This window comes from Streptomyces sp. NPDC019531, from assembly GCF_044903305.1.
Taxonomy (GTDB): Bacteria; Actinomycetota; Actinomycetes; order Streptomycetales; family Streptomycetaceae; genus Streptomyces.
This window is the reverse complement of record NZ_JBJDQL010000077.1, coordinates 1-25,217: the sequence shown is the minus strand read 5'-3', so window position 1 is coordinate 25,217 and position 25,217 is coordinate 1. Positions and strand designations below refer to the sequence as shown.

General features: G+C 70.0%; 22 protein-coding genes and 1 pseudogene. 19 read left to right on the top strand and 4 right to left on the bottom strand.

All coding sequences use genetic code 11. The features are described 5' to 3' along the window. Both ACI2L1_RS42895 and ACI2L1_RS42890 read right to left on the bottom strand, forming a co-directional pair. Positions 1-368 (bottom strand): formate dehydrogenase accessory sulfurtransferase FdhD (locus tag ACI2L1_RS42895; RefSeq protein ID WP_404744913.1); only part of this gene is annotated, 368 nt, incomplete at its 3' end. A 7-nt stretch (positions 369-375) separates the two neighbouring features. Continuing rightward, positions 376-957 (bottom strand): annotated as a pseudogene (locus ACI2L1_RS42890) (2Fe-2S iron-sulfur cluster-binding protein); the annotation flags it as partial. Between the two features lie 307 nt (positions 958-1,264). Here ACI2L1_RS42890 and ACI2L1_RS42885 point away from each other — a divergent pair. The 4 genes from ACI2L1_RS42885 to ACI2L1_RS42870 all read left to right on the top strand — a co-directional run bounded on the left by ACI2L1_RS42885 (position 1,265) and on the right by ACI2L1_RS42870 (position 4,629). Beyond that, on the top strand, positions 1,265-2,599 hold the full coding sequence (locus ACI2L1_RS42885; protein WP_404744912.1) for an OFA family MFS transporter: 1,335 nt from the start codon (positions 1,265-1,267) through the stop codon (positions 2,597-2,599). Next, positions 2,565-2,702, top strand: a complete 138-nt coding sequence (locus tag ACI2L1_RS42880; protein ID WP_404744911.1) for a hypothetical protein — start codon at positions 2,565-2,567, stop codon at positions 2,700-2,702. The genes ACI2L1_RS42885 and ACI2L1_RS42880 overlap by 35 nt, the downstream gene beginning before the upstream one ends. A gap of 148 nt (positions 2,703-2,850) precedes the next feature. Further along, entirely contained in the window at positions 2,851-3,789 is a 939-nt protein-coding gene (locus tag ACI2L1_RS42875) for a beta-ketoacyl-ACP synthase III (protein ID WP_404744910.1), read from the top strand. A gap of 162 nt (positions 3,790-3,951) precedes the next feature. Further along, positions 3,952-4,629, top strand: coding sequence for a GntR family transcriptional regulator (locus ACI2L1_RS42870; protein WP_404744909.1), 678 nt, complete (start codon positions 3,952-3,954; stop codon positions 4,627-4,629). A 3-nt stretch (positions 4,630-4,632) separates the two neighbouring features. Here the strand turns inward: ACI2L1_RS42870 and ACI2L1_RS42865 are convergent, their stop codons facing one another. After that, positions 4,633-5,460, bottom strand: coding sequence for an NAD(P)H-binding protein (locus ACI2L1_RS42865; RefSeq protein WP_404744908.1), 828 nt, complete (start codon positions 5,458-5,460; stop codon positions 4,633-4,635). Positions 5,461-5,682: 222 nt separating this feature from the next. On the opposite strand from ACI2L1_RS42865, the gene ACI2L1_RS42860 reads away from it, so the two are divergent. From ACI2L1_RS42860 to ACI2L1_RS42790, 15 genes are all read left to right on the top strand, one after another. Further along, positions 5,683-6,864 carry an ROK family protein gene (locus ACI2L1_RS42860; RefSeq protein ID WP_404744907.1) on the top strand — a complete coding sequence of 394 codons (1,182 nt, stop codon included), beginning with the start codon at positions 5,683-5,685 and terminating at the stop codon, positions 6,862-6,864. 123 nt (positions 6,865-6,987) lie between these two features. Then, entirely contained in the window at positions 6,988-8,505 is a 1,518-nt protein-coding gene (locus tag ACI2L1_RS42855; RefSeq protein ID WP_404744906.1) for a sugar ABC transporter ATP-binding protein, read from the top strand. After that, positions 8,502-9,521, top strand: coding sequence for an ABC transporter permease (locus ACI2L1_RS42850; protein WP_404744905.1), 1,020 nt, complete (start codon positions 8,502-8,504; stop codon positions 9,519-9,521). Before ACI2L1_RS42855 ends, ACI2L1_RS42850 begins: the two co-directional genes overlap by 4 nt. Before the next feature lie 29 nt (positions 9,522-9,550). After that, the gene (locus tag ACI2L1_RS42845) at positions 9,551-10,591 is read left to right on the top strand and encodes a substrate-binding domain-containing protein (protein ID WP_404744904.1); all 1,041 of its coding nucleotides are present in this window, start codon (positions 9,551-9,553) and stop codon (positions 10,589-10,591) included. Between the two features lie 83 nt (positions 10,592-10,674). After that, positions 10,675-11,880 carry a Gfo/Idh/MocA family protein gene (locus ACI2L1_RS42840; RefSeq protein WP_404744903.1) on the top strand — a complete coding sequence of 402 codons (1,206 nt, stop codon included), beginning with the start codon at positions 10,675-10,677 and terminating at the stop codon, positions 11,878-11,880. Between the two features lie 14 nt (positions 11,881-11,894). Continuing rightward, positions 11,895-12,893 (top strand): sugar phosphate isomerase/epimerase family protein, encoded by a 999-nt coding sequence (locus tag ACI2L1_RS42835; protein WP_404744902.1) that lies wholly within the window; start codon positions 11,895-11,897, stop codon positions 12,891-12,893. Between the two features lie 83 nt (positions 12,894-12,976). Continuing rightward, on the top strand, positions 12,977-15,478 hold the full coding sequence (locus ACI2L1_RS42830; protein WP_404744901.1) for a PQQ-dependent sugar dehydrogenase: 2,502 nt from the start codon (positions 12,977-12,979) through the stop codon (positions 15,476-15,478). Between the two features lie 14 nt (positions 15,479-15,492). Then, positions 15,493-16,836, top strand: coding sequence for a ThuA domain-containing protein (locus ACI2L1_RS42825; protein WP_404744900.1), 1,344 nt, complete (start codon positions 15,493-15,495; stop codon positions 16,834-16,836). A 95-nt stretch (positions 16,837-16,931) separates the two neighbouring features. Then, positions 16,932-18,326, top strand: coding sequence for an inositol-3-phosphate synthase (locus ACI2L1_RS42820; protein ID WP_404744899.1), 1,395 nt, complete (start codon positions 16,932-16,934; stop codon positions 18,324-18,326). A gap of 11 nt (positions 18,327-18,337) precedes the next feature. Next, positions 18,338-19,252: a sugar phosphate isomerase/epimerase family protein gene (locus ACI2L1_RS42815; RefSeq protein WP_404744914.1), complete on the top strand. Its 915-nt coding sequence runs from the start codon at positions 18,338-18,340 to the stop codon at positions 19,250-19,252. Beyond that, positions 19,249-19,983 carry an EboA domain-containing protein gene (locus ACI2L1_RS42810; RefSeq protein WP_404744898.1) on the top strand — a complete coding sequence of 245 codons (735 nt, stop codon included), beginning with the start codon at positions 19,249-19,251 and terminating at the stop codon, positions 19,981-19,983. The genes ACI2L1_RS42815 and ACI2L1_RS42810 overlap by 4 nt, the downstream gene beginning before the upstream one ends. Further along, the gene (locus tag ACI2L1_RS42805; protein ID WP_404744897.1) at positions 19,983-20,831 is read left to right on the top strand and encodes a TatD family hydrolase; all 849 of its coding nucleotides are present in this window, start codon (positions 19,983-19,985) and stop codon (positions 20,829-20,831) included. Before ACI2L1_RS42810 ends, ACI2L1_RS42805 begins: the two co-directional genes overlap by 1 nt. A 3-nt stretch (positions 20,832-20,834) precedes the next feature. Next, entirely contained in the window at positions 20,835-22,004 is a 1,170-nt protein-coding gene (eboE, locus tag ACI2L1_RS42800; RefSeq protein WP_404744896.1) for a metabolite traffic protein EboE, read from the top strand. Further along, a complete protein-coding gene (locus ACI2L1_RS42795) occupies positions 22,001-23,398 on the top strand; it encodes a nucleotide pyrophosphatase/phosphodiesterase family protein (RefSeq protein ID WP_404744895.1) in 1,398 nt (465 codons plus the stop codon). Before eboE ends, ACI2L1_RS42795 begins: the two co-directional genes overlap by 4 nt. A gap of 88 nt (positions 23,399-23,486) precedes the next feature. Beyond that, positions 23,487-24,551, top strand: a complete 1,065-nt coding sequence (locus tag ACI2L1_RS42790) for a sugar phosphate isomerase/epimerase family protein (RefSeq protein ID WP_404744894.1) — start codon at positions 23,487-23,489, stop codon at positions 24,549-24,551. 87 nt (positions 24,552-24,638) lie between these two features. On the opposite strand, the gene fdhD is transcribed toward ACI2L1_RS42790, so the two are convergent. Beyond that, a partial coding sequence (fdhD, locus tag ACI2L1_RS42785) for a formate dehydrogenase accessory sulfurtransferase FdhD (RefSeq protein WP_404744893.1) occupies positions 24,639-25,217 on the bottom strand: 579 nt, incomplete at its 5' end.

Sequence of the window (25,217 nt, the reverse complement as noted above, 5' to 3'; positions counted from 1 at the left end):
AGGCTTGCTTTGCCGCACAGGCCGCATGAGGAGGTTGTGTAGACGTTGCGTTCGAGGGTGATGTCGGGGATCACCACACCCGGTGCGGTCTTGACGTCCACGATGTTGTATGTGTTTGAGCCGTCGACCGTGGCGCCGGCGCAGTAGACGATGTTCTGCAGGTCGTTTTGTTCGGCGAGTACGCCTTCGCTGACGAGGAATCCGGCGGCGAGGGCGAAGTCGTCGCCGGGGGTGCGCATGGTGATGGCGAGGGGTTTGCCGTTGAGGCGGATCTCCAGGGGTTCCTCGGCGACCAGTGTGTCGGGGCGGGATGAGACCGCCCCGTCGCGGATGCGGATCACCCTGCGTCGTTCCGTGACTCGTCCCATATGTGTCTCAGTCCCGGTTCTGTACGTGCTGGTAGCCGAAACGGCCCCTGATGCGGAGGCTGCCCTGGGTCACCGGGCCACCCTGCGGCGAGGTGACCTTCACGATCTCATTGTCCTGCACATGGACCGTGAGCTCGCAGCCCACTCCACAGCGCGCACACCGTGGTCGTGCCGGTCTGTGCCGATTCGTCCCAGGTACCCGCCACTCGCCGCTCGAACTCCGATCAGAACAACAGCGCGCCCGTCGGGCATACGTCGATGCAGTTCCTGCAGTTCCCGTGCTCCACGGCGACGCGGGCATCGAAGCCGCGGCCGGAAACAGAGATTGCGAAATTGTGCGACCCCTGGTCACCGTACACGTCCCCGCATCGGCGGCACGGAATGCACTTGCAGTAGTCCCGTACGTACAGGTCGTTGTCGACCTTGGGCTGCGCCTGACCTCCATACCGGGCTCCGCCCGACGGGAGCAGGCCGGGGCGAGGGCTTCGGTCAGGGAGCCGTTCCGGCACAGCGCCGGGATGTCCTTCCCTGCTGCCCGGCACGCGTCGAGGATCGTCGAGCCCTCCGCCACGCGCACGGGCTCGCCGTCTCGATCGCCAGGTAGTTCGTCTCGTTGGTCGCGCGGACGGAGGAGAACATGCCGAAGGCGCCGCGGTTGCGGTCCAGAGCCGGGCGGTCCAGGGCCTCCTCCCAACTCGCTTGCCGGACAGGCTCGTTGGTGGAGGCGCACGCATCGGAACTATGCCGACGAAATACTGTCTGCAGTATGGGCGTCGGCAGGAGTGACGCACGGCTAGGCCATGGCCGACCGTTCGTCGCGTCCTGGATACCGCTCATCGCATACGGTCGACGCACCGCCTTTTCAACCAGCTCATTAGTTCCTACCGTCCGGGATCATGAGTCCCCCTGTCGCGCCCCCGGGTTGGAGCCGCTGGCTCGTCCCCCCGGCGGCTCTCTCGGTCCACCTCTCCATCGGTCAGGCCTATGCCTGGTCCGTGTTCAAGCCGCCGCTCGAGTCCGCGCTCGGCCTCAGCGGCACCCAGAGCGCACTGCCCTTCCAGCTCGGCATCGTCATGCTCGGTCTGTCCGCCGCGTTCGGCGGCACGCTCGTGGAGCGCAACGGGCCGCGCTGGGCCATGACCGTCGCGCTGATCTGCTTCTCGTCCGGCTTCCTGCTCTCCGCCCTGGGCGCGGCCACCGAGCAGTACTGGCTGATCGTCCTCGGCTACGGCTTCGTCGGCGGCATAGGCCTCGGCATCGGTTACATCTCCCCGGTCTCCACCCTGATCAAGTGGTTCCCGGACCGGCCCGGCATGGCCACCGGCATCGCCATCATGGGCTTCGGCGGCGGCGCGCTCATCGCCTCGCCCTGGTCCGCACAGATGCTGGAGTCCTTCGGCTCCGACAGCTCCGGGATCGCCCTCGCGTTCCTCGTGCACGGGCTGTCGTACGCCGTGTTCATGCTCCTCGGCGTCCTGCTGGTGCGCGTGCCTCGCAGCGAGAAGCCCGTGGAGAGCGCCCCCAGCGCTTTCGAGGGGCCCCAGGTCTCCGCGCGCAACGCCGTGCGCACGCCCCAGTTCTGGTGTCTGTGGGTCGTGCTCTGCATGAACGTGACCGCGGGCATCGGCATCCTGGAGAAGGCCGCCCCGATGATCACGGACTTCTTCAAGGACACGTCCACCCCCGTGTCGGTCTCGGCGGCCGCGGGCTTCGTCGCGCTGCTGTCGGCGGCCAACATGGCGGGCCGGATCGGCTGGTCGTCCACCTCCGACCTGATCGGACGTAAGAACATCTACCGCGTCTACCTGGGCGTGGGTGCGGTGATGTACGGGTGCATCGCGCTGTTCGGCGACTCCTCCAAGCCGCTGTTCATCCTGTGCGCGCTGGTGATCCTTTCGTTCTACGGCGGCGGCTTCGCGACGATCCCCGCCTACCTCAAGGACCTCTTCGGCACCTACCAGGTCGGCGCCATCCACGGTCGGCTGCTCACCGCCTGGTCCACGGCCGGCGTCCTCGGGCCGCTGATCGTGAACTGGATCGCCGACCGGCAGGAGGACGCGGGCAAGAGCGGCTCCGCCCTCTACGGACTCTCCTTCATGATCATGATCGGGCTGCTCGTCGTCGGTTTCGTCGCCAACGAACTCGTCCGCCCCGTCAGCGCCCGTCACCACATCCCAGCCCCGAGGGAGGCCGTCGATGTCGCAGCCCGACAGCAGCCAGAGTCCGCCTGACCGGCGCCCGCTGATCGCCCTGGCCTGGGTGTGGGTGGGCGCGCCGCTCGTCTACGGGGTCTACGAGCTCGTACAGAAGGCGACGCAGTTGTTCACCGGGTAACTGTTCCGCAGGTGTTCGGTCGTCCGAGAGGGTGAGGGAAGCCGACAACTCGGGCGCCTGTTTCCTGTGGCCTTACATGCCCGCGTACCCGTGAGTCACTGATCAGACTGGTGGATCCCGACACCCAAGGCAACGAGGGGGACCACCCATGAACGGCTCGCGGATCACCGCCGTCGGTCACTACCAGCCCGCCAAGGTACTCACCAACGAGGACCTGGCGGGCCTGGTCGACACCAGCGACGAATGGATCAGGAGCCGGGTGGGGATTCGCACCCGCCACATCGCCGGTCCCGACGAGCCCGTCGACGAGCTCGCCGCACATGCCGCGGCCAAGGCGCTGGCCGCGGCCGGGCTCACCCCCGCCGACATCGACCTGGTCCTGGTCGCCACCTCGACCGCCGTCGACCGGTCCCCGAACATGGCCGCCCGGGTCGCCGCCCGGCTCGGCATCCCCTCGCCCGCCGCCATGGACGTCAACGTGGTGTGCGCCGGCTTCACCCACGCCCTGGCCACCGCCGACCACACCGTGCGGGCAGGGGCGGCGACCCGGGCGCTGGTCATCGGCGCCGACAAGATGTCCGCGGTGACGGACTGGAGCGACCGCACCACCTGTGTGCTCGTCGGTGACGGGGCGGGGGCGGCGGTCGTCGAGGGCGCCGACGTCCCCGGCATCTCTCCCGTTCTGTGGGGCTCGGTACCGGAGATGGGGCATGCCGTCCGTATCGAGGGCGAGCCGGCACGGTTCGCGCAGGAGGGGCAGAGCGTCTACCGCTGGGCGACCACCAAGCTTCCTGCGCTGGCCCGCCAGGCCTGCGACCGGGCGGGGCTCACCCCGGCGGACCTCGCAGCCGTCGTGCTGCACCAGGCCAACCTGCGGATCATCGAACCCCTCGCGGAGAAGATCGGCGCGGTCAACGCCGTGGTCGCCCGCGACGTGAGCGAATCCGGCAACACCTCGGCGGCCAGCATCCCCCTCGCCTTCTCCAAGCTGGTGGAGCAGGGCGAGATCTCGACCGGGGACCCGGTGCTGCTCTTCGGCTTCGGCGGCAACCTGTCGTACGCGGGTCAGGTCGTCCGCTGTCCCTGACACGAGGGACGACACATGGGGGCGACATACCGGATATACGGGATATGCGGGATGGCATACGGGATGTGATGAGACCGACTCCCGGTTTACCTGTTCACACAACGCCGTAGACTGTAGACAAAACGCAATGGATATCTCCGCCTGCCGAGGAGGGGGACCGCGATGTTGTCGACAGGACTGCCGCAGGGATCCGTGCCGAAACTCGAGCGTCCCGGTCCGTTGCGGGATCGCGTGTACGAGGCGTTGCTTGAGCTGATCACGACGCGTGCGTTGCAGCCGGGTCAGCATCTTGTGGAGAGTGAGTTGGCGGGGCATCTGGGGGTGTCGCGGCAGCCGGTGCGGGAGGCGTTGCAGCGGTTGAACACCGAGGGGTGGGTGGATCTGCGGCCTGCTCAGGGTGCGTTTGTGCATGAGCCCACGGACGAGGAGGCGGATCAACTCCTGACGGTGCGTACGTTGTTGGAGGCGGAGGCGGCCCGGCTGGCTGCCGCGAACGCGGGCAGTGCCGGTGTCGCGGCGCTGGAGGTGTTGTGTGTGCAGGGTGAGGAGGCCGTTGCGGCGGATGACGTGGACGGTGCGGTTGCTCTGAACGCGCGTTTCCATGCGAAGGTGATGGAGTTGGCGGGTAATGCGGTGCTGGCGGAGTTGGCGGCGCAGGTGGGTCGTAGGGTGCGTTGGTATTACACGCCGATCGCCCGGCAGCGTGGCCGGCAGTCCTGGATCGAACACCGTGAGCTGATCGCCGCCATCGCCGACCGCGACCAGCAGCGCGCCACCGAACTCATGCGGGAACACACCGAGCACACCCGGCGGTCGTACCACGCGCGTCAGCGGACGTAGCCCCTAGAACGCGTCGGCGTGAGCCCGGGCCCACTGGGCGAACGTGCGCGGCGGCCGACCCGTGACCTGCTCCACCGTGGGCAGCACCACCGACTCGTCCAGAGTCCCGTCGACGAAGAAGCTGAAGAACGCGTCGACGTACGGCTTCGGCATACGGGCCTCCAGATCGGCCCGTGCCTCGTCGTGGGACAGGCCCACGGTTCGAAGATCCCGGCCCAGCGCCTCGCCGAGGATACGGACGCGGTCGGCGGGCAACAGCGCCTCGGGACCGGTGAGTTCGAGCGCCCGGTTCGCGTGGTCGTCCGACAGCAGTGCGCTGAGGGCGGCGCGGGCGATGTCGTAGGGATCGATGTCGGTGGTGCGGACGTCGGGAAACGGCACCCTGACCATGTCACCCGCACGGATCTGGTCCGCGAGCTGGAGCGCGTTGGACATGAAGCTCGTGCACCGCAGCGACGTCCAGCGCAGCCCCGACGCGCGCACGTCGTCCTCGGCGTCGATCAGATAGCCGGCGACCGCGTTGTCCCGGTCACCCGTTCCCGCGGACCTGCCCGACAACAGCACCACCCGCTCCACCCCGGCGGCCCGCGCCTGAGCCAGGATCTGCCGCTGTCCGCCGTAACCGGGCATCAGGAACAGTCCCCGTACGCCGTCCAGCGCGTCCCGCACCGTCTCGGGCCGGTTGAGATCTCCCGCCACGGCCTCCACCTGCGCCGGTAACCCCTCGGTTCGCCCGGAACGGCTGACGGCTCGCACCCGTTCGCCGGACTCCGCCAGCGCGCGCACGAGTTCGGCACCCACGTTCCCTGTCGCGCCCGTCACCAAAAACATGCGCTCCCCCTTTCCCGGCCGACAGCGACCCCGGCCCGCGGTGCCATCCTGCGGGCCGGACGCCCGCGACGCCAGAGCCCGTCGAGCCTTTGTCCTGAGAGTGGAGAAAGTCGGCGGCAATCTCTGCACGGCTTCTTCCCAGGTTCGGCAGCCGCTGCTACGTTCCCCTCGAAAGCCCGGCAACTGGTGGCCGAATGAGGCGGGGAGGGGCTCGTGAGACGCATGACGGCACGACCCGCGAACGCGCATCAGGCCCGGCTGCTCAAGCTGTTGCGCGACGGAGGACCCAACTCCCGGGCACAACTGGGCGATCAGGTCGACCTGTCACGGTCCAAGCTGGCCGTGGAGGTGGACCGGCTCCTGGAGACGGGCCTGATCGTGGCCGACGGACTCGCCGCCTCCCGTGGTGGGCGCCGCTCCCACAACATCCGGCTCGCCCCGGCCTTGCGTTTCCTCGGTGTGGACATCGGCGCGACCTCGGTCGACGTCGCCGTCACCAACGCCGAACTGGAGATCCTGGGACACCTCAACCAGCCCATGGACGTCCGCGAGGGCCCGGTCGCGGTCTTCGAGCAAGTCCTGTCCATGGCCGCGAAGTTGAGGGCCTCCGGGCTCGCGGAGGGCTTCGACGGCGCCGGCATCGGCGTCCCGGGACCGGTCCGCTTCCCCGAGGGCGTCCCCGTGGCTCCGCCGATCATGCCGGGCTGGGACGGCTTCCCGGTACGGGAGGCGCTCAGCCAGGAGCTCGGCTGCCCGGTCATGGTCGACAACGACGTGAACCTGATGGCGATGGGGGAGATGCACGCGGGCGTCGCACGCTCCGTGGGTGACTTCCTCTGCGTCAAGATCGGCACAGGTATCGGCTGCGGCATCGTCGCCGGCGGTGAGGTCCACCGCGGGGTGACCGGCAGCGCGGGCGACATCGGGCACATCCAGGCCGTGCCCGACGGCCGCCCGTGCGCCTGCGGCAACCGGGGCTGTCTGGAAGCACACTTCAGCGGCGCGGCCCTCGCCCGGGACGCCGTGGAGGCGGTCGAGCAGGGGCGCTCGGAGGAACTCGCCGCACGGCACGCGGCGAACGGTGGTCTGACGGCGGTCGACGTCGCCGCCGCCGCTGCCGCCGGGGACGCCACCGCCCTCGACCTGATCCGTGAGGGCGGCAACCGGACCGGCCAGGTCATCGCCGGACTTGTCTCCTTCTTCAACCCGGGCCTGGTGGTGATCGGCGGCGGAGTGACCGGCCTCGGCCACACCCTGCTCGCCGCGATCCGCACCCAGGTCTACCGCCAGTCGCTGCCGCTGGCGACCGGCAACCTGCCCATCGTTCTGGGGGAGTTGGGCCCCACCGCCGGAGTCATCGGCGCGGCCCGGCTCATCAGCGACCACCTGTTCTCACCCGCGTAAGCCACGTCAGCCACTTCTCGATACGGCACCTCCCGCTACGCCCCGCCGGCACAGCGCCCGCCGGCCCAGCGCCCTGCTTCGCCCTGCCCTGAAACCGGCCCGCACGCCCGCCAAGGGGACCTCATGGCACCAGAACCACAGCTGCTCAGCATGTCCGGCATCACCAAGTCGTTCCCCGGAGTCCGGGCCCTCGACGGCGTCGACCTCGATGTCCAGGCCGGTGAAGTGCACTGTCTGCTCGGCCAGAACGGGGCCGGGAAGTCCACCCTCATCAGGGTGCTGGCCGGCGCCCACCAGCCCGACACCGGCACCATCCGCTGGCGCGGCGAGGAGGTCACCCTCCGCTCGCCGATCGCCGCGATGCGTCTCGGCATCGCCACCATCTACCAGGAACTCGACTTGGTGGAGCACTTGTCCGTGGCCGAGAACGTCCACCTGGGCCATGAACCCACGGCAGCCGGGTTCGTCGTACGGACAAAGGCGGCCAAGGCCTCAACGGCGGCTCTGCTCAAGCGACTCGGGCATCCGGAGATCGATCCGGCCCGTCTCGTGGGGGAGTTGTCGGCGGCGCAGCAGCAGATCGTGTCCATGGCGCGGGCGCTCTCCCACGACGTACGGCTGATCGTGATGGACGAACCGTCCGCCGCCCTCGACCCCGACGAGGTCGACAACCTCTTCCGGATCGTCGGCGATCTCACCGCCGAGGGCGTCGCCGTCGTCTACATCTCCCACCGTCTGGAGGAGATCCGGCGGATCGGCGACCGGGTGACAGTGCTGAAGGACGGACGCGCGGTCGCGGTCGGGCTGCCCGCGAAGTCGACACCGACGCGTGAGGTCGTGGCGCTGATGACGGGCCGGAACGTCGAGTACGTCTTCCCCGAGCGGCCCGGGTCAGGGCCTGGCGGTTCGCCGGTTCTTCAGGTCAAGGGCCTGGCCCGCGAGGGCGAGTTCGAGCCCCTGGATCTGGAGATCCGCCCCGGGGAGATCGTCGGCCTCGCCGGACTCGTCGGCTCGGGACGCTCCGAGATCCTGGAGGCGATCTACGGCGCCCGCAAGCCCTCCGTCGGTCAAGTCGCCGTGGACGGCAGGGCGTTGAAGCCCGGCAGTGTGCGCGCCGCCGTCCGCGCCGGGATCGGACTGGCCCCCGAGGAGCGCAAGGCGCAGGCGTTGCTGATGCTGGAGTCGGTCACCCGCAACGTCTCCGTCTCCTCCATGTCCCGTTTCTCCCGGGCCGGTTGGATGGACCGGGGCGCCGAACGCGGCGCGGCCAGGGCGGCGACCCGCGAACTCTCGCTGCGGCCCGACAACCCCTCCATGCCGATCCGCACCCTCTCCGGCGGCAACCAGCAGAAGGCCGTCCTGGCCCGCTGGCTGCTGCGAGGCTGCCGGGTCCTGCTGCTCGACGAACCCACTCGCGGAGTCGACGTCGGCGCCCGCGCCGAGCTGTACGCGGTCGTCCGGCGCCTCGCCGACGAGGGGCTGGCCGTTCTGCTGGTCTCCAGTGAGGTCCCCGAGGTGCTCGGCCTCGCCGACCGCGTCCTGGTGCTCCGCGAGGGCCGCGTCGTCCACACGGCACCCGCCCGTGAACTCGACGAACACCGTGTACTCGACCTCGTCATGGAAGGAAGCCCGGCGTCATGACGCAGCATGTGTCCCCGCCCAGGGGAAGCGCCGACAAGGTGCCGTCGGCGAGTGAACCACCCGTGTGGCGCGGCGTGTTCGCCCACGCCGACGTCCGCACTCTCTCCCTCCTCGGCGTGCTCGCCGCCCTGATCCTCATCGGCGGCATCACCAAGCCCGACGAGTTCCTCGACACCCGCAACCTCCAACTCGTCCTCACCCAGGCCTCGGTGATCGGTGTCGTCACCGTCGGCATGACCTTCGTCATCACCTCCGGCGGCATCGACCTCTCGGTCGGCGCGATCGTCGCCCTCGCCTCGGTGTGGGCGACCACCGTCGCCACCCAGGAGTACGGCTTCACCGGCATCCTCTTCACCGCGGTGATCGTCGGAGTGGGCTGCGGTCTGGTCAACGGGCTGCTCATCGCGTACGGCGGCATGGTCCCGTTCATCGCCACCCTCGCCATGCTCGCCTCGGCCCGTGGGCTCGCCCTGCAGATCACCGACGGGCGCACCCAGATCGTCACCGTCACCTCCGTGCTGGACCTCGGCGGACGGGACGCGTACGTCCTCGGCATCCCGCCGCTCGTCATGGTCTTCGCGGTCGTGACGATCATCGGCTGGCTTGTGCTGAACCGCACCACCTTCGGCCGGCGCACGGTCGCCGTCGGCGGCAACGCCGAGGCCGCCCGGCTCGCCGGCATCGACGTCCGCCGTCAGCGCCTCTACCTCTATCTGCTGTCCGGACTGTGCTGCGGCATCGCCGCCTTCCTGCTGATCATCCTGTCCGGCTCCGGCCAGAACACCAACGGCAACCTCTACGAACTCGACGCCATCGCCGCCGCGATCATCGGCGGAACCCTGCTCAGCGGAGGGCGTGGCACCATCACCGGCTCCGTGCTCGGAGTCCTGATCTTCACCACGATCACCAACATCTTCGCCCTGAACAACCTGCAGAGCGACGTCCAGCAGATCGCCAAGGGCGCGATCATCGTCGCCGCCGTGCTGGTCCAGCGCCGTACCACGAGCACGACCTGAGGAAAGGGTTCACCGTCATGCCACAGCACATGAGCCGCTTCACCAGTCGCAGAGGGCTGCTCTTCGGGACCGCCGCCGCCGGAGCCGGTGCCCTCCTCGCAGGTTGCACCAGCAACGACTCCAGCGACGACGAACCGGCCTCGAACGACCAGCCGGCCGCCGCCGACTCGCCCGGCAAGCAGGTCACCATCGGCTTCGCGGGACCGCAGGCCGACCACGGCTGGCTCAATGCCATCAACGACAACGCCAAGAACCGAGCCAAGAAGTACTCGGACGTCACCCTGGAGATCACCGAGGGCTCCAACGACACGGCGGCGCAGATCGGCCAGATCGAGACCCTCATCAACAAGAAGGTCGACGTCCTGGTCGTCCTGCCCGCCGACGGCAAGGCCCTCACCCAGGTCGGACTCAAGGCCATGCGGGCCGGGATACCGGTGGTCAACCTCGACCGGATCTTCAACACCCCGCAGGCGTACCGCTGTTGGATCGGCGGCGACAACTACGGCATGGGCCTCAACGCCGGGCACTACATCGGCGGGAAACTCAAGGGGAAGTCGAACGCCAAGGTCATCGAACTGGCTGGACTCGACAACCTGGAACTCACCCAGCAGCGCACCCAGGGCTTCGACGACGCCCTGAAGAACTACCCGAACGTCAAGAAGGTGGCCCGCCAGGCCGCCGAGTTCACCGTCGAGTCCGGGCAGGCCAAGATGGCCCAGCTCCTGCAGGCCCAGCCGAACTTCGACGCACTGTGGAACCACGACGACGACCAGGGCGTGGGCGCCCTGCGCGCCATCGACCAGGCCGGACGCGACGACTTCCTGATGGTCGGCGGCGCGGGCGCGCTGTCCGCGTTCCAGGCCATCAAGCAGGACAACGGCGTCCTCAAGGCGACCGTCCTCTACCCGCCGACCATGGCCGCCTCCGCGATCGACCTCGCCCGCGCCCTCGGCCAGTCCAAGGGGGTGAGCGGCCTCGCCGAGTTCGAGATCCCGGCCTCCCTGACCCTCTACTCGGCCGTCGTCGACAAGACCAACGTCGACCAGTACATGTCCACCGGCTTCAAGTGAGGCGTCCGCCACCAGGAGTCCGGTACGTCGACGGACCGGGCTGCACCCCCCACCGCGCCACGACGACGAGGAGGACATCGCGCATGGCACAGCCGCAGCAGTCAGAAGAGGCCGGGAAGCCGCCGCTACGGGTCGGCATGGTCGGCTACGCCTTCATGGGCGCCGCCCACTCCCAGGGCTGGCGGACCGTCGGACGCGTCTTCGACCTGCCCCGCCGCCCGGTGCTCACCGCGATCTGCGGCCGTAACGCGGACGCCGTGCGCCGGGCCGCCGACCGGCACGGCTGGGCGGCGGCCGAGACCGACTGGCGGACCCTGATCGAGCGCGACGACGTCGACCTCGTCGACATCTGCACACCCGGCGACAGCCACGCCGAGATCGCCGTCGCCGCTCTCGCCGCGGGCAAGCACGTGCTGTGCGAGAAACCCCTCGCCAACACCGTCGAAGAGGCCCAGGTAATGGCGCGCGCCGCCGAAGAGGCCTACGGTCGGGGTCAGTTGGCGATGGTCGGCTTCAACTACCGCCGGGTGCCCGCCACCGCGCTGGCCCACCGGATGGTCGCCGAGGGACGGCTCGGAACCCTGCGGCACGTCCGGGTGACATACCTTCAGGACTGGCTCGTGGACCCGGAGTTCCCGCTCACCTGGCGACTGCGCAGGGAACTGGCCGGCTCGGGCTCGCTCGGTGACCTGGGCGCCCACATCGTCGACCTGGCGCAGTATCTGGCCGGAGAGCCGCTGGCCGGAGTGTCCGCGCTGACGGAGACCTTCGTACGGGAGCGGCCGCTGGCCGGCGCCGTGAAAGGCCTGTCCGCCGTCTCCGGCACCGGCACCGGCACCGGCCAGGTCACCGTGGACGACGCCGCCCTCTTCACCGGCCGCTTCACCTCCGGCGCCCTCGCCTCCTTCGAGGCCACCCGCTACGCCACCGGCCGCAAGAACTCCCTGCGCATCGAACTCAACGGCGAGCGCGGCTCGTTGGCCTTCGACCTGGAGCGTCTCAACGAACTCGTCTACCACGACGGTACCGAACCCGGGGCCCACGCCGGCTTCCGCCGCATCCTCGTCACCGAACCCGACCACCCGTACCTGGACGCCTGGTGGCCGCCGGGCCACGGCCTCGGCTACGAGCACACCTTCGTCCACCAGGCCCGCGACCTCGTCCACGCGATCGCCGAGGGCAGCCGCCCCGAACCCTCCTTCGCCGACGGCCTCCAGGTCCAAAGAGTGCTCGCGGCCGTGGAGGAGAGCGCCGAGAAGAACTCCGTCTACACACCGATCGCCGTCTGAGGAGGGCCCGAGCCATGCCGCGACACTTCACGCTCTTCACCGGTCAGTGGGCCGACCTCCCCCTCGAATTGGTCTGCCGACTCGCCCGCGACTTCGGCTATGACGGACTCGAACTCGCCTGCTGGGGCGACCACTTCGAGGTCGACAAGGCGCTCGCGGACCCGTCCTATCTGGACTCCCGGCACGCGCTGCTCGACAAGTACGGCCTCAAGTGCTGGGCGATCTCCAACCATTTGGTCGGCCAGGCCGTGTGCGACGCCATCATCGACGAACGCCACCAGGCCATCCTGCCGCGCGAGGTGTGGGCCGACGGAGACCCCGAAGGGGTACGCCGGCGCGCGGCGGACCGTATCAAGGACACCGCGCGTGCCGCGGCCGCGTTCGGCGTCGACACCGTCATCGGCTTCACCGGCTCCGCCATCTGGCACCTGGTCGCCATGTTCCCGCCCGCCCCCGAGTCGATGATCGAGCGCGGCTACGAGGACTTCGCGCAGCGCTGGAACCCCATCCTCGACGTGTTCGACGCGGAGGGCGTGCGGTTCGCGCACGAGGTCCACCCGAGCGAGATCGCCTACGACTACTGGACAACTCGCCGTGCCCTGGAGGCAGTTGGCGGGCGGCCCGCCTTCGGGCTGAACTTCGACCCCTCCCACTTCGTGTGGCAGGACCTCGACCCGGTCGGCTTCCTGTGGGACTTCCGCGACCGGATCTACCACGTCGACTGCAAGGAGGCCCGCAAGCGCCTCGACGGCCGCAACGGCCGCCTCGGCTCCCATCTGCCCTGGGGCGACCCGCGTCGCGGCTGGGACTTCGTCTCCGCGGGCCACGGCGACGTCCCCTGGGAGGACGTCTTCCGCATGCTGCGCTCCATCGACTACCAGGGCCCGATCTCGGTCGAGTGGGAGGACGCCGGCATGGACCGCCTCCAGGGCGCGCCCGAGGCACTCAAGCGACTCAAGGCGTACGACTTCGAGCCGCCGTCGGCCTCGTTCGACGCGGCGTTCGGCAACTGAGCTTTCTTCTGACCCTCCGGGATGACGGCGCATCCCGGCGCACGCACCCCCCCCGTACAACCGGCCCCATTCTGGAGGCATCCGTGCACGGGAACGACAGCACCAACAGATCCGAGACCCACAGAGGGCGCCTCACCTTCCGCAAGGCCCTCGCGCTGTTCAGCGGAGCACTGCTGGCCGGCGCGACCCTCACGCTCACCGCTCCCCAGGCCGGCGCAGCCGTAGCCGACCCGGGAGCAGCCCCCGCGGCCGCCGCCGAGGACTTCCAGCAGGTCACCCTCGCCAAAGGCGAACCGGAGGTCGGCGAGCCCATGTCGCTCGCCGTCCTCCCGGACCGCTCGGTCCTGCACACCTCACGCGACGGCGAACTCCGTATCACCGACGCGGCCGGCAACACCCGGCTCGCGGGCAAGCTCGACGTCTACTCCCACGACGAGGAAGGCCTCCAAGGCGTCGGTGTCGACCCGCAGTTCGCCACCAACCGCTTCATCTACCTTTACTACGCACCCCCGTTGAACACCCCGGCGGGCGACGCCCCCGAGACCGGCACCCCGGCCGACTTCGCGCCCTTCGACGGCGTCAACCGGCTCTCCCGGTTCGTCCTGAACACCGACGGCACCCTCGACACCGCGAGCGAGACGAAGATCCTCGACATCCCGGCGACCCGTGGCATCTGCTGCCATGTCGGCGGCGACATCGACTTCGACGCGGCCGGCAACCTGTACCTGTCGACGGGCGACGACTCCAACCCCTTCCAGTCCGACGGGTTCACCCCCATCGACGAACGCGCGAACCGCAACCCTGTCTTCGACGCCCAGCGCACCTCCGGCAACACCAACGACCTGCGCGGCAAGCTCCTGCGCATCAAGGTGAACGCCGACGGCTCCTACGCCATCCCCGACGGCAACCTCTTCGCGCCCGGCACGGACAGGACCCGGCCCGAGATCTACGCCATGGGCTTCCGCAACCCGTTCCGCTTCAGCGTCGACAAGGAGACCGGGATCGTCCACGTCGGCGACTACGGCCCCGACGCAGGCGCCGCCGACCCCGCTCGCGGCCCGGCCGGTCAGGTCGAGTTCGCGCGGGTGACCGGCCCCGGCAACTTCGGCTGGCCGTACTGCACCGGCGACAACGACGCCTACGTGGACTACGACTTCGCGACCGGCACCTCCGGCGCCTCCTTCGACTGCGCCGCCCCGAAGAACAACTCCCCGCACAACACCGGCCTCACCGACCTTCCCCCGGCGCAAGCCGCCTGGATTCCCTACGACGGCGCCTCGGTACCGGAGTTCGGCAGCGGCTCCGAGTCCCCGATGGGCGGCCCGGTCTACCACTACGACGCCTCGCTCGACTCGCCCGTGAAGTTCCCCGAGGCCTACGACGGCGACTTCTTCGCCGGGGAGTTCGGCCGCCGCTGGATCAAGCGGATCACCAGCGACACCGACGGCACGGTCCAGTCGATCAACGACATCCCGTGGACCGGCACCCAGGTGATGGACATGGCCTTCGGACCGGACGGCGCCCTGTACGTCCTGGACTACGGCGTCTCCTGGTTCGGCGGCGACGAGAACTCGGCCCTGTACCGCATCGAGAACGCCACCGACGGCCACTCGCCGGTCGCCCAGGCGGCAGCCGACCGTACGTCCGGACAGGCGCCGCTGAAGGTGCGGTTCTCCTCCGAGGGCACCAGCGACCAGGACGGCGACACCCTCACGTACAACTGGGACTTCGGCGACGGCGGCACGTCCACGGCGGCCGACCCGACGCACAAGTACAAGAAGAACGGCACCTACACCGCCACCCTCACCGCGAAGGACACCTCCGGCCGCACCGGCAGCGCGAGCGTGCAGATCGTCGTCGGCAACACCGCGCCCAAGGTGACACTCGAACTCCCGCGGGACGGCCAGCTGTTCAGCTTCGGAGACACGATCCCGTTCACGGTGCGCGTGAGCGATCCGGAGGACGGCCGGTCCATCGACTGCACCAAGGTCAAGGTCACCTTCGTCCTCGGCCACGACAGCCACGGCCACCCCGTCACCTCCGCCAACGGCTGCACCGGCACCATCCAGACCAGCGCCGACGGCGGCCACGACGAGGACGCCAACATCTTCGGCGTGATGGACGCCGAGTACACCGACAACGGTGGCGGCGGCCAGGCCCCGCTCACCAACCACGACCAGAGCGTCCTGCAGCCCAGGCACCGCCAGGCCGAACACTTCGGCACCGGCTCGGGCGTCTCGATCATCGCCAAGGACACCGCACACGGCGGCAACACGGTCGGCGACATCAGCGACGGCGACTGGATCTCCTTCACGCCGTACGTCCTCAGCAACGCCAAGTCCCTCTCGGCGCGCATCTCTTCGGGCGGTACCGGCGGCACGCTGGAGATCCGTGCGGGGTCCTCGACGGGCACCCTGCTCGGCAAGGCGACCGTCCCGGTGACCGGCGGCTGGGAGACCTTCCAGGACATCACCGCCAACCTGTCCCGCGCCCCCAGGGGCACCACCACGCTCTACCTGGTCTTCAAGGGAGCCGGTACCGGCGCGCTGTTCGACGTGGACGACTTCACCTTCACCACCGGCTGAAAGGAGCGCCTCGAATGAACACAACTGGACGATGGACAACGGCAGTTGTGGGCACCGCCCTGCTCCTCGGCTGCGTGTCCCAACCCGCCGCGTCACACTCCGCGGACAGCGAACGGGTGCTGGTCTTCTCCAAGACGGCCGGCTTCCGGCACGACTCGATCCCCGAAGGAGTCGCGGCGGTACGGGAACTGGGCGCGAGCGGCGGCTTCACTGTCGACGCGACGGAGGACGCGGCCGCGTTCACGCCACGCAACCTGCGCCGCTACGACGCCGTCGTCTTCCTGTCCACCACCGGAGACGTCCTCGACCCCGCTGGGCAGCGGGCCTTCGAGGGCTACATCCGGGGCGGCGGCGGATACGTCGGCATCCACGCGGCCGCCGACACCGAGTACGACTGGGCGTTCTACGGCGGCCTCGTCGGCGCCTGGTTCCAGTCGCACCCGGCGATCCAGCCCGCCACCGTGCTGGTCGAGGACCGGGCCCACCCGTCCACGTCAGGGCTGTCGAGGACGTGGAACCGGACCGACGAGTGGTACAACTACCGCTCCAACCCCCGCGACCGGGTGCATGTCCTGGCCTCCCTCGACGAGTCCTCGTACAGCGGCGGCACGATGAACGGCGACCATCCGATCGCCTGGTGCCAGAACTACCAAGGAGGCCGCGCCTTCTACACCGGCTTCGGCCATACGAAGGAGTCGTACGCGGATCCGGCATTCCGTAGCCACCTGCTGGGCGGGATCCGGTATGCGATCGGCGACGCCCGAGCCGACTGCCGACCGGAGAACGGATACCGTCCACTCTTCGACGGCACGGCCGACTCACTGGGCAACTGGAAGCAGGCGGGCCCGGGCTCCTTCGCCCTGTCCGACGACGGCACGCTCACGTCGGCCGGCGGTATGGGGATGCTCTGGTACACCGCGTCCGGCTTCTCGTCGTACTCCCTGAAGCTCGACTGGAGGATGGCCGGTCCGTCGGGAGACGACAACTCCGGTGTGTTCGTGGGCTTCCCGCCCTCCGACGACCCCTGGTCCGCCGTAAACAACGGCTACGAGATCCAGATCGACGCCACCGACGTACCGGAGAAGACGACCGGTTCCGTCTATGGCTTCCGCTCCGCCGACCTGAACAAGCGCGACCGTGCGCTGAACCCGCCGGGGGAGTGGAACACGTACGAGATCCGCGTGGAGGGCGAACGCCTGCACGTCTTTCTCAACGGCGTGAAGATCAACGATTTCACCAACACCGATCCGGCCCGCAGCCTGCGTGACGGGCATGTCGGCATCCAGAACCACGGAGCCGACGACCAGGTGTCCTTCCGCGACATCCGGATCAAGGAACTGCCCGCCAAGGGCGACTGAGCGGCGGCGGGCGGGGGACGCCGGACCTCCGCCCGCCGTCTTCTTCCCCTCACCACGAGGGTCCGCGTACCACGCGCTCGACAAGGAGGCCGCCCATGTCCGCGTCCGTTTCCGTCCCGCGGGTCGGCGTCTGGCTGATCGGAGCCCGCGGTTCCGTCGCCACGACGGTCGTCGCGGGCTGCGCCGCCATGACAGCGGGCCTGCATCCGCCGACCGGCCTGGTCACCGAGACACCACCCTTCGCCGAGAGCGGCCTGCCGGCCTTGTCCTCCCTGGTCTTCGGCGGCCACGACACCGTGGACTGCCCCCTGCCCAAGCGTGCGGAGGCCCTGGCGGCGGGCGGCGTCCTGCCCCACGGCCTGCCGACCGCCGTGACCGCCGAACTCACCGTCGCGGAACGGGAGATCAGACCCGGCGGCCCCCTCCCCGGCGACACCCGGACCGAGGAGGACCTGATCGCCGCGTTCACCACGGACATACGGTCCTTCGTACGACGGTGTCGGCTGACACGCGCGGTCGTGGTGAACGTGGCCTCCACCGAGCCCCCGCCCACCGGCGACGGGCTCCCCCCGAGCTCCCTGTACGCGGCCGCGGCCGTACGAGCCGGCTGCCCGTACGTCAACTTCACCCCGTCGACCGGCCTGCACCACCCCGCTCTCACCGGACCGGCCAAGTCCTCCGGACTGCCCCACGCGGGCCGCGACGGCAAGACCGGCCAGACTTTGCTCCGGTCCGTGCTGGGCCCGATGTTCACCCAACGCGCCCTGACCGTCCGCGCCTGGTCCGGCACCAATCTCCTCGGCGGCGGAGACGGAGCCTCGCTGGCCGACCCCGCGGCCGCCGCGGCGAAGAACGCAGGCAAGGAGCGCGTCCTGGCCGACACCCTCGGCACGACCCCCGAGGGCGAGGTCCACATCGATGACGTCCCCGCCCTCGGCGACTGGAAGACCGCCTGGGACCACATCGCCTTCGACGGCTTCCTCGGCACCCGCATGGTCCTCCAGACCACCTGGCAGGGCTGCGACTCCGCCCTCGCCGCACCCCTGATCCTCGACCTGGCCCGCCTGGTCGCCCGCGCCCATGAGCGGGGCCTGTCCGGCACGCTGAGCGAACTGGGCTTCTATTTCAAGGACCCGGTCGGGAAGGGCCCGTCGGCATTGGGGGAGCAGTACGCGGCGCTCACCGGATTCGCGGAGAGTCTCCGGGCCGAGCACCCCGGAGCTGTGCCGGGCGATGGCGGGAGACAGCACGGTGACCGTCTCGCTGTTGTTTCGGGCACGGATGGGGCCGGCGGTGGTGTTCCTGGTTCGGGCGATGACGGGAGACAGCACGGTGACGGTCTCGCCGATGCTCCGGGCACGGACGGCACCGGCGGCGCTGCCCCCGGGCCGGCCGACGGTCATGCGCTGAGTGCGGGCCATGACGGCACGGCGAGGCGCACTGACAGCCGTGGCCCCGCCGGTCGCGGTCGCCCGGGAACGCAGCCGTGACGGCGAGCGGGGTGGCGAAGCCGAACGGACCCGCCTCACCCCTGCCCGCCCAAGTACCCGGCGTCCCCCCGATCCGCTTCGGCTACGGCACCAACGGCCTCGCCGACCTCCGCCTCGACGACGCCCTCACCCTGCTCGCCGACCTCGGCTACGACGGCCTCGGACTGACTCTCGACCACATGCACCTCGACCCCCTCGCCCCCGACCTCGCCGCCCGCACCCGCCACCTCGCACACCGCCTCGACACGCTCGGCCTCACGGTCACCATCGAGACGGGCGCCCGCTATGTGCTCGACCCCCGCCGCAAACACGGTCCCTCCCTGCTCGACCCCGACCCGGACGACCGCGCCCGCCGCGTCGACCTGCTGGTCCGTGCCGTACAGATCGCCGCCGACCTCGGCGCGCACGCCGTGCACTGCTTCAGCGGCATCACTCTGCCGGACACCCACCCGGACACGGCGTGGAAACGCCTGGCCGAGTCCCTCACCCCCGTCCTGGACGCCGCCACCACCGCCGGCATCCCCCTCGCCGTCGAACCCGAACCGGGCCACCTCCTCGCCGGCCTCGCCGACTTCCACCACCTCCGCACCATCCTGGGCGACCCGCCGGCCCTCGGCCTCACCCTCGACATCGGCCACTGCCAGTGCCTCGAACCCCTGCCGCCCGCCGACTGCGTCCGTGCCGCGGGTCCCTGGCTGCGCCACGTCCAGATCGAGGACATGCGCCGCGGCGTCCACGAACACCTCCCCTTCGGTGACGGCGACATCGACTTCCCGCCGGTCCTCGCCGCCCTGGCCGACACCGGCTACCAGGGCCTGACCGTCGTCGAACTGCCCCGCCACTCCCACGCGGGCCCCCACTTCGCCGAACTCTCCCTCCCGTTCCTCCGTCAGGCAGAGGCGCTCTCACAAGGAAGCACTCCATGACCCACCCCCATGCCCACCAGGCAACCTCCACGGCGGACACCCCGGGCACCACCCTCGCCCGCACCCCGCCGGCCACCCTGCACAGCCACCTCGCCACCCACCTCGGCGGCACCGCCCGCGCCTGGCTCGACCAAGCCCTCGACGAGGCCGCCGCCCATCCCGGCGCCCACGGCCCCATCTCCGTGTGGGAGCTACGCCTCGCCGAAGCCGGACGCCGCTGCGGCCCCGAACACGCCGACGCCGTCCGCATCCTGATCCTGCACGCGGCCCGCGCCGACACCGACGCCCTCACCCGCGTCTACGCCCAGGGCACCGCCGCCGAACGCCGCGCCGTCCTGTACGCCCTGCCCCACCTCGTGCCCGGCCCGCAGGCCCTCCCGCTCGTCGAGGACGCCCTGCGCACCAACGACACCCGGCTCCTGGCCGCCGCCGTCGGCCCCTACGCCGCCCGCCACCTCGACGCCCACCACTGGCGCCACGCCGTCCTGAAGTGCCTGTTCACCGGCGTGCCCGTGACAGAGGTGGCCGACCTGGACCGACGGGCCCGCGCGGACGCCGAACTCGCCCGCATGCTCGGCGACTACGCCGCCGAACGCACCGCCGCAGGCCGCCCGGTGCCCCCCGACCTGCACCGCGTCCTGACCCTGACCGACCCCACGGCCACCCCACCAGCTCCGGCCCCCGACCACGGTCGGAGCGACCGCGCCGGCGCTCACGGCAAGGAGTCCTGATGCGCATCTTCGACCCCCACATCCACATGACGTCACGGACCACCGACGACTACCGGGCCATGCACACCGCCGGAGTGCGCGCCGTCGTCGAGCCGGCCTTCTGGCTGGGCCAGCCCCGCACCTCTCCCGCCTCCTTCCTCGACTACTTCGACTCCCTGTTGGGCTGGGAACCCTTCCGCGCCGCCCAGTACGGCATCGCCCACCACTGCACCCTCGCCCTCAACCCCAAGGAGGCCAACGACCCGCGCTGCGTCCCCGTCCTCGACGCGCTGCCCCGCTATCTCGTCAAGGACCAGGTCGTCGCCGTCGGCGAGATCGGCTACGACTCCATGACCCCCGCCGAGGACACCGCCCTCGCCACACAACTCCAGCTCGCCGCCGACCACGAACTGCCCGCGCTCGTCCACACCCCGCACCGCGACAAGCTCGCCGGTCTGCGCCGCACCCTCGACGTCGTCCGCGAGTCCGCCTTGCCGACGGAACGGGTCCTGGTCGACCACCTCAACGAGACCACCGTCAAGGAGGCCAAGGACAGCGGCTGCTGGCTCGGCTTCTCCGTCTATCCCGACACCAAGATGGACGAGGAACGGATGGTCGCGATCCTGCGTGCCTACGGCCCCGAACAGGTCCTGGTGAACTCCGCCGCCGACTGGGGCCGAAGCGACCCCCTCAAGACCCGCAGAGTCGGCGACCTGATGCTGGCCCAGGGCTTCACCGAGGACGACGTCGACCGGGTGCTGTGGCGCAACCCTGTTGCCTTCTACGGCCTCAGTGGCCGCCTGAACCTCGACGTCACGGCCACGGACACCACCCACGAGGGCAACTCCATCCTCCGTGGCGGGGCGTGAGCCATGCGCTTCCGCCACCCCGACGGCACCACCCTCCACCTCGCCTACTGCACCAACGTCCACCCCGCCGAAACTCTCGACGGCGTCCTCGCCCAACTCCGCGACCACTGCGAACCCGTCCGCCGCCGCCTCGGCCGCGACCGCCTCGGCATCGGCCTGTGGCTCGCCCGCGACGCCGCCCACGCCCTGGTCAGCGACCCCTCCGCGCTGCGCGATCTGCGCACCGAACTGGACCGCCGCGGCCTCGAAGTCGTCACCCTCAACGGCTTCCCCTACGACGGCTTCGGCGCCGAAAAGGTCAAGTACCGCGTCTACAAACCGGACTGGACCGACCCCGAACGCCTCGACCACACCACCGCCCTGGCCCACGTCCTCGCCGGACTCCTGCCCGACGACGTCACCGACGGCAGCATCTCCACCCTGCCGCTCGCCTGGCGCACCGGCTACGACAACGCAAACGCCGAGAAGGCTCGCACCGCCCTGCTCACCCTCGCCGAACGTCTCGACACCCTCCAGGAACTGACCGGCCGCTCCATTCGCGTCGCCCTGGAACCGGAACCCGGCTGCGTCATCGAGACCACCGGCGACGCCATCGCCCCGCTGACCGCGATCGCCCACGACCGCATCGGCATCTGCGTCGACACCTGCCACCTCGCCACGTCCTTCGAAGACCCGCACACCGCCCTGGACGCGCTCATCACGGCCTGCGTCCCCGTCGTCAAGTCCCAGCTCTCAGCCGCCCTGCACGCCGAACACCCCCACCTCCCCGAGGTCCGCGACGCACTCGCCGCCTTCGACGAGCCCCGCTTCCTGCACCAGACCCGCACCGCCACCGCCGCAGGACTCCGCGGCACCGACGACCTCGGCGAAGCCCTCGCCGGCGACGCCCTGCCCGACGCGGCACCCTGGCGCTCCCACTTCCACGTCCCGCTGCACGCGGCCCCCGCCGCACCCCTCACCTCCACGCTCCCCGTCCTGAAGGCCGCCCTGACCCGGCTCGTCGGCGGCCCGCACCCGCTCACCCGCCACCTGGAAGTCGAGACCTACACCTGGCAGACCCTCCCACCCGCACTCCGCCCCCGCGGCCGCGCCCAGCTCGCCGACGGCATCGCCGCCGAACTCACCCTCGCCCGCGACCTGCTGACCGACCTCGGCCTCAAGGAGCTGCCATGAGCCAACAGCCCCCCGACACGGGACCGACCCCTCTCCTCGTCCTCGACGTCGTAGGCCTCACCCCCCGTCTCCTGCACCACATGCCCCACCTCAAGTCCCTCGCCCAGTCCGGCTCCCACGCCCCGCTCGGCACCGTCCTGCCCGCCGTCACCTGCGCCGCCCAGTCCACCTTCCTCACCGGCACCCACCCCTCCGAACACGGCATCGTCGGCAACGGCTGGTACTTCCGCGAGCTCGGCGACGTACTCCTGTGGCGCCAGCACAACGGACTGGTCGCCGGCGACAAACTCTGGGACGCCGCCCGCCGCGCCCACCCCGGCTACACCGTCGCCAACATCTGCTGGTGGTACGCCATGGGCGCCGACACCGACCTCACCGTCACCCCCCGCCCCGTCTACTACGCCGACGGCCGCAAAGAACCCGACTGCTACACCCGGCCCCCGGCCCTGCACGACGAACTCACCGAGAAACTCGGCACCTTCCCCCTCTTCCACTTCTGGGGCCCCGGTGCGGACCTGGTCTCCAGCCAGTGGATCATCGACGCCACCCGCCACATCATGGACACCCGCCGCCCCGACCTGACGCTCTGCTACCTCCCTCACCTCGACTACGACCTGCAACGCTTCGGCCCCGACGACCCACGCTCCCTGAAAGCCGCCGCCGACCTGGACCGGGCGCTCGCCCCGCTCCTTCACGACGCCCGCACGCAAGGCCGTACCGTCGTCGCGCTGTCCGAGTACGGCATCACCCGCGCGGACCGTCCCGTCGACATCAACCGCGCCCTGCGCCGCGCCGGACTCCTGGAAGTGCACACCCAGGACGGCATGGAGTACCTCGACCCGATGGCGTCCCGAGCCTTCGCGGTCGCCGACCACCAGATCGCCCACGTCTATGTGCGCCGACCCGAGGACCTGGACACCACCCGCGCCGCCCTCGACGGCCTGCCGGGCATCGAGCGACTCCTCGACGACGAGGGCAAGAAGGCCCACCACCTCGACCATCCGCGCTCCGGCGAACTCGTCGCCGTGGCGGAGCCGGACGCCTGGTTCACGTACTACTACTGGCTCGACGACGACCGCGCGCCCGACTTCGCGCAGCTGGTCGAGATCCACCGCAAACCCGGCTACGACCCGGCCGAACTCTTCATGGACCCGCTCGACCCCTACGTCAAGGTCAAGGCGGCCACCGCGCTGGCCCGCAAGAAACTCGGCCTGCGCTATCGCATGGCGGTCGTGCCCCTCGACCCGTCACCTATTCTCGGCAGCCACGGCCGCCTTCCCGAGAGCGACGACGACGGTCCGCTCCTCATCTGCTCCACCCCCCGCGCCGTCGGCGACCGCATCGCGGCCACCGACGTGAAGTCACTCATGCTCCACCTCGCCGGTCTCGGCTGACCGGCCCCACCCAACCGGTCTCCTCCGGCTGGTCCCCAGTGAAGCACCCACCACTGACAACGCCCCTTGAACCAGAGGAGTTCCAGGCATGAGCCGCATCTCCCAGCCCGACCCCGAACTCACCCACCGCCTCACCAGACGAGGCATGCTCGGCGTAGCCGCCGGCGCCACCGCAGCCGCGTTGGTCGGCGCCGCGGCGTCCCCCGCGGGCGCGACCACCGAATCCGTCACCGAATCCGCCACCGCGGCCGGCATCACCGGTCACGGTCGCGGCCGCCCCGTCCTGCCCCCCGGCCGCCTCGGAATCCAGCTCTACAGCCTCCGCGACAAGGTCTCCACCCTCGGCTTCGCACCCGTCTTCGCCGAGTTGGAGAAGTACGGCTACGACGAGGTCGAGTTCGCCGGCTACACCCAGGGCTCCGCCGGGCCCATCACCCTCGCCCAGCTCAAGCGCCTGGCCCGCGACCACGGCCTCAACCCGATCGGCAGCCACGTCGGCTACTACTCCGACGACCCGAACGCCTACACCTTCGCCCAGAACCTCACCAAGGTCCTCGACGACGCCCAGGCCCTCGGCCTCAAGCACATCGGCACCGCCTCAGGACCCTTCCGCTACGGCTCGACCGTCGACGCGTGGAAGCGCGCCGCCGAGGAGTTCAACACCTACGGAGCCGCCGCGAAGGCACGCGGCATGAAGTTCTACCAGCACAACCATTCCGAGGAGTTCTCCTTCGCCACCGACAACCCCAAGGTCCGTCTCTACGACGTGCTGCTCAAGGAGACCGACCCCGACCTGGTGTTCCTGGAGATGGACATCTTCTGGGCGTACTCGGGACAGTTCCGCTTCTCCGAGCGGCCCGACGGCACCCCCGCCCCCTTCGAACCCCTGAACTACGTCCTCAGGCAGCCCCACCGCTACCCGCTCTTCCACGTCAAGGACGGCGTCAGCGACCCGTCGAACACCTACGGCTATCGCATGACCGACGTCGGCGACGGCGACATCGACTACCAGAAGTTCATCTCCGCCGTCACCCGGCTGCGGGGCGAGCGCCTGGCCCACCACTGGCAGGCCGAGCACGACCAGCCCGCCGAGTCCTTCACCTTCGCCCGCCGCTCCAGCGCGTACCTGCACTCGCTGCGGGAGAAGTGCTGACCGCATACGACTGAGGCGGGACCCCGAGGGCGCAGGGGGCGCTCCCCGCCGGTCGGGGTCCCGCCGTCGTGTATGCGGTGAGGCCGGTCACCCCTGGGCCGCCGTGGCGGCCGACAGGGTGAGCCGGTGTTCGCCCGCGTACACGTTCATGGAGTGGCCGCGTAGGAAGCCGATCAGGGTGAGGCCGGTTTCGGCGGCGAGGTCGACGGCCAGGGAGGAGGGTGCGGATACGGCTGCCAGTATCGGAATCCCGGCCATGACGGCTTTCTGTGCCAGTTCGAAGGAGGCTCGGCCCGAGACCAGGAGGATTACGCGGGACAGGGGAAGGTGTCCGTTCTGGAGGGCGCGGCCGATGAGTTTGTCGACGGCGTTGTGTCGTCCGACGTCTTCGCGTGTGTCGAGGAGTTCGCCGGTCTCGGTGAAGAGGGCGGCGGCGTGCAGGCCTCCGGTCCGGTCGAAGACTCGTTGGGCCGCGCGGAGCCGGTCGGGGAGGTTCGCGAGGAGGGCGGGGTCGATATGGAGCGGGGGAGTGTCGGCTATTGGCCAGTGGGTGGTCGTGCGGACGGCGTCCAGGCTTGCTTTGCCGCACAGGCCGCATGAGGAGGTTGTGTAGACGTTGCGTTCGAGGGTGATGTCGGGGATCACCACACCCGGTGCGGTCTTGAC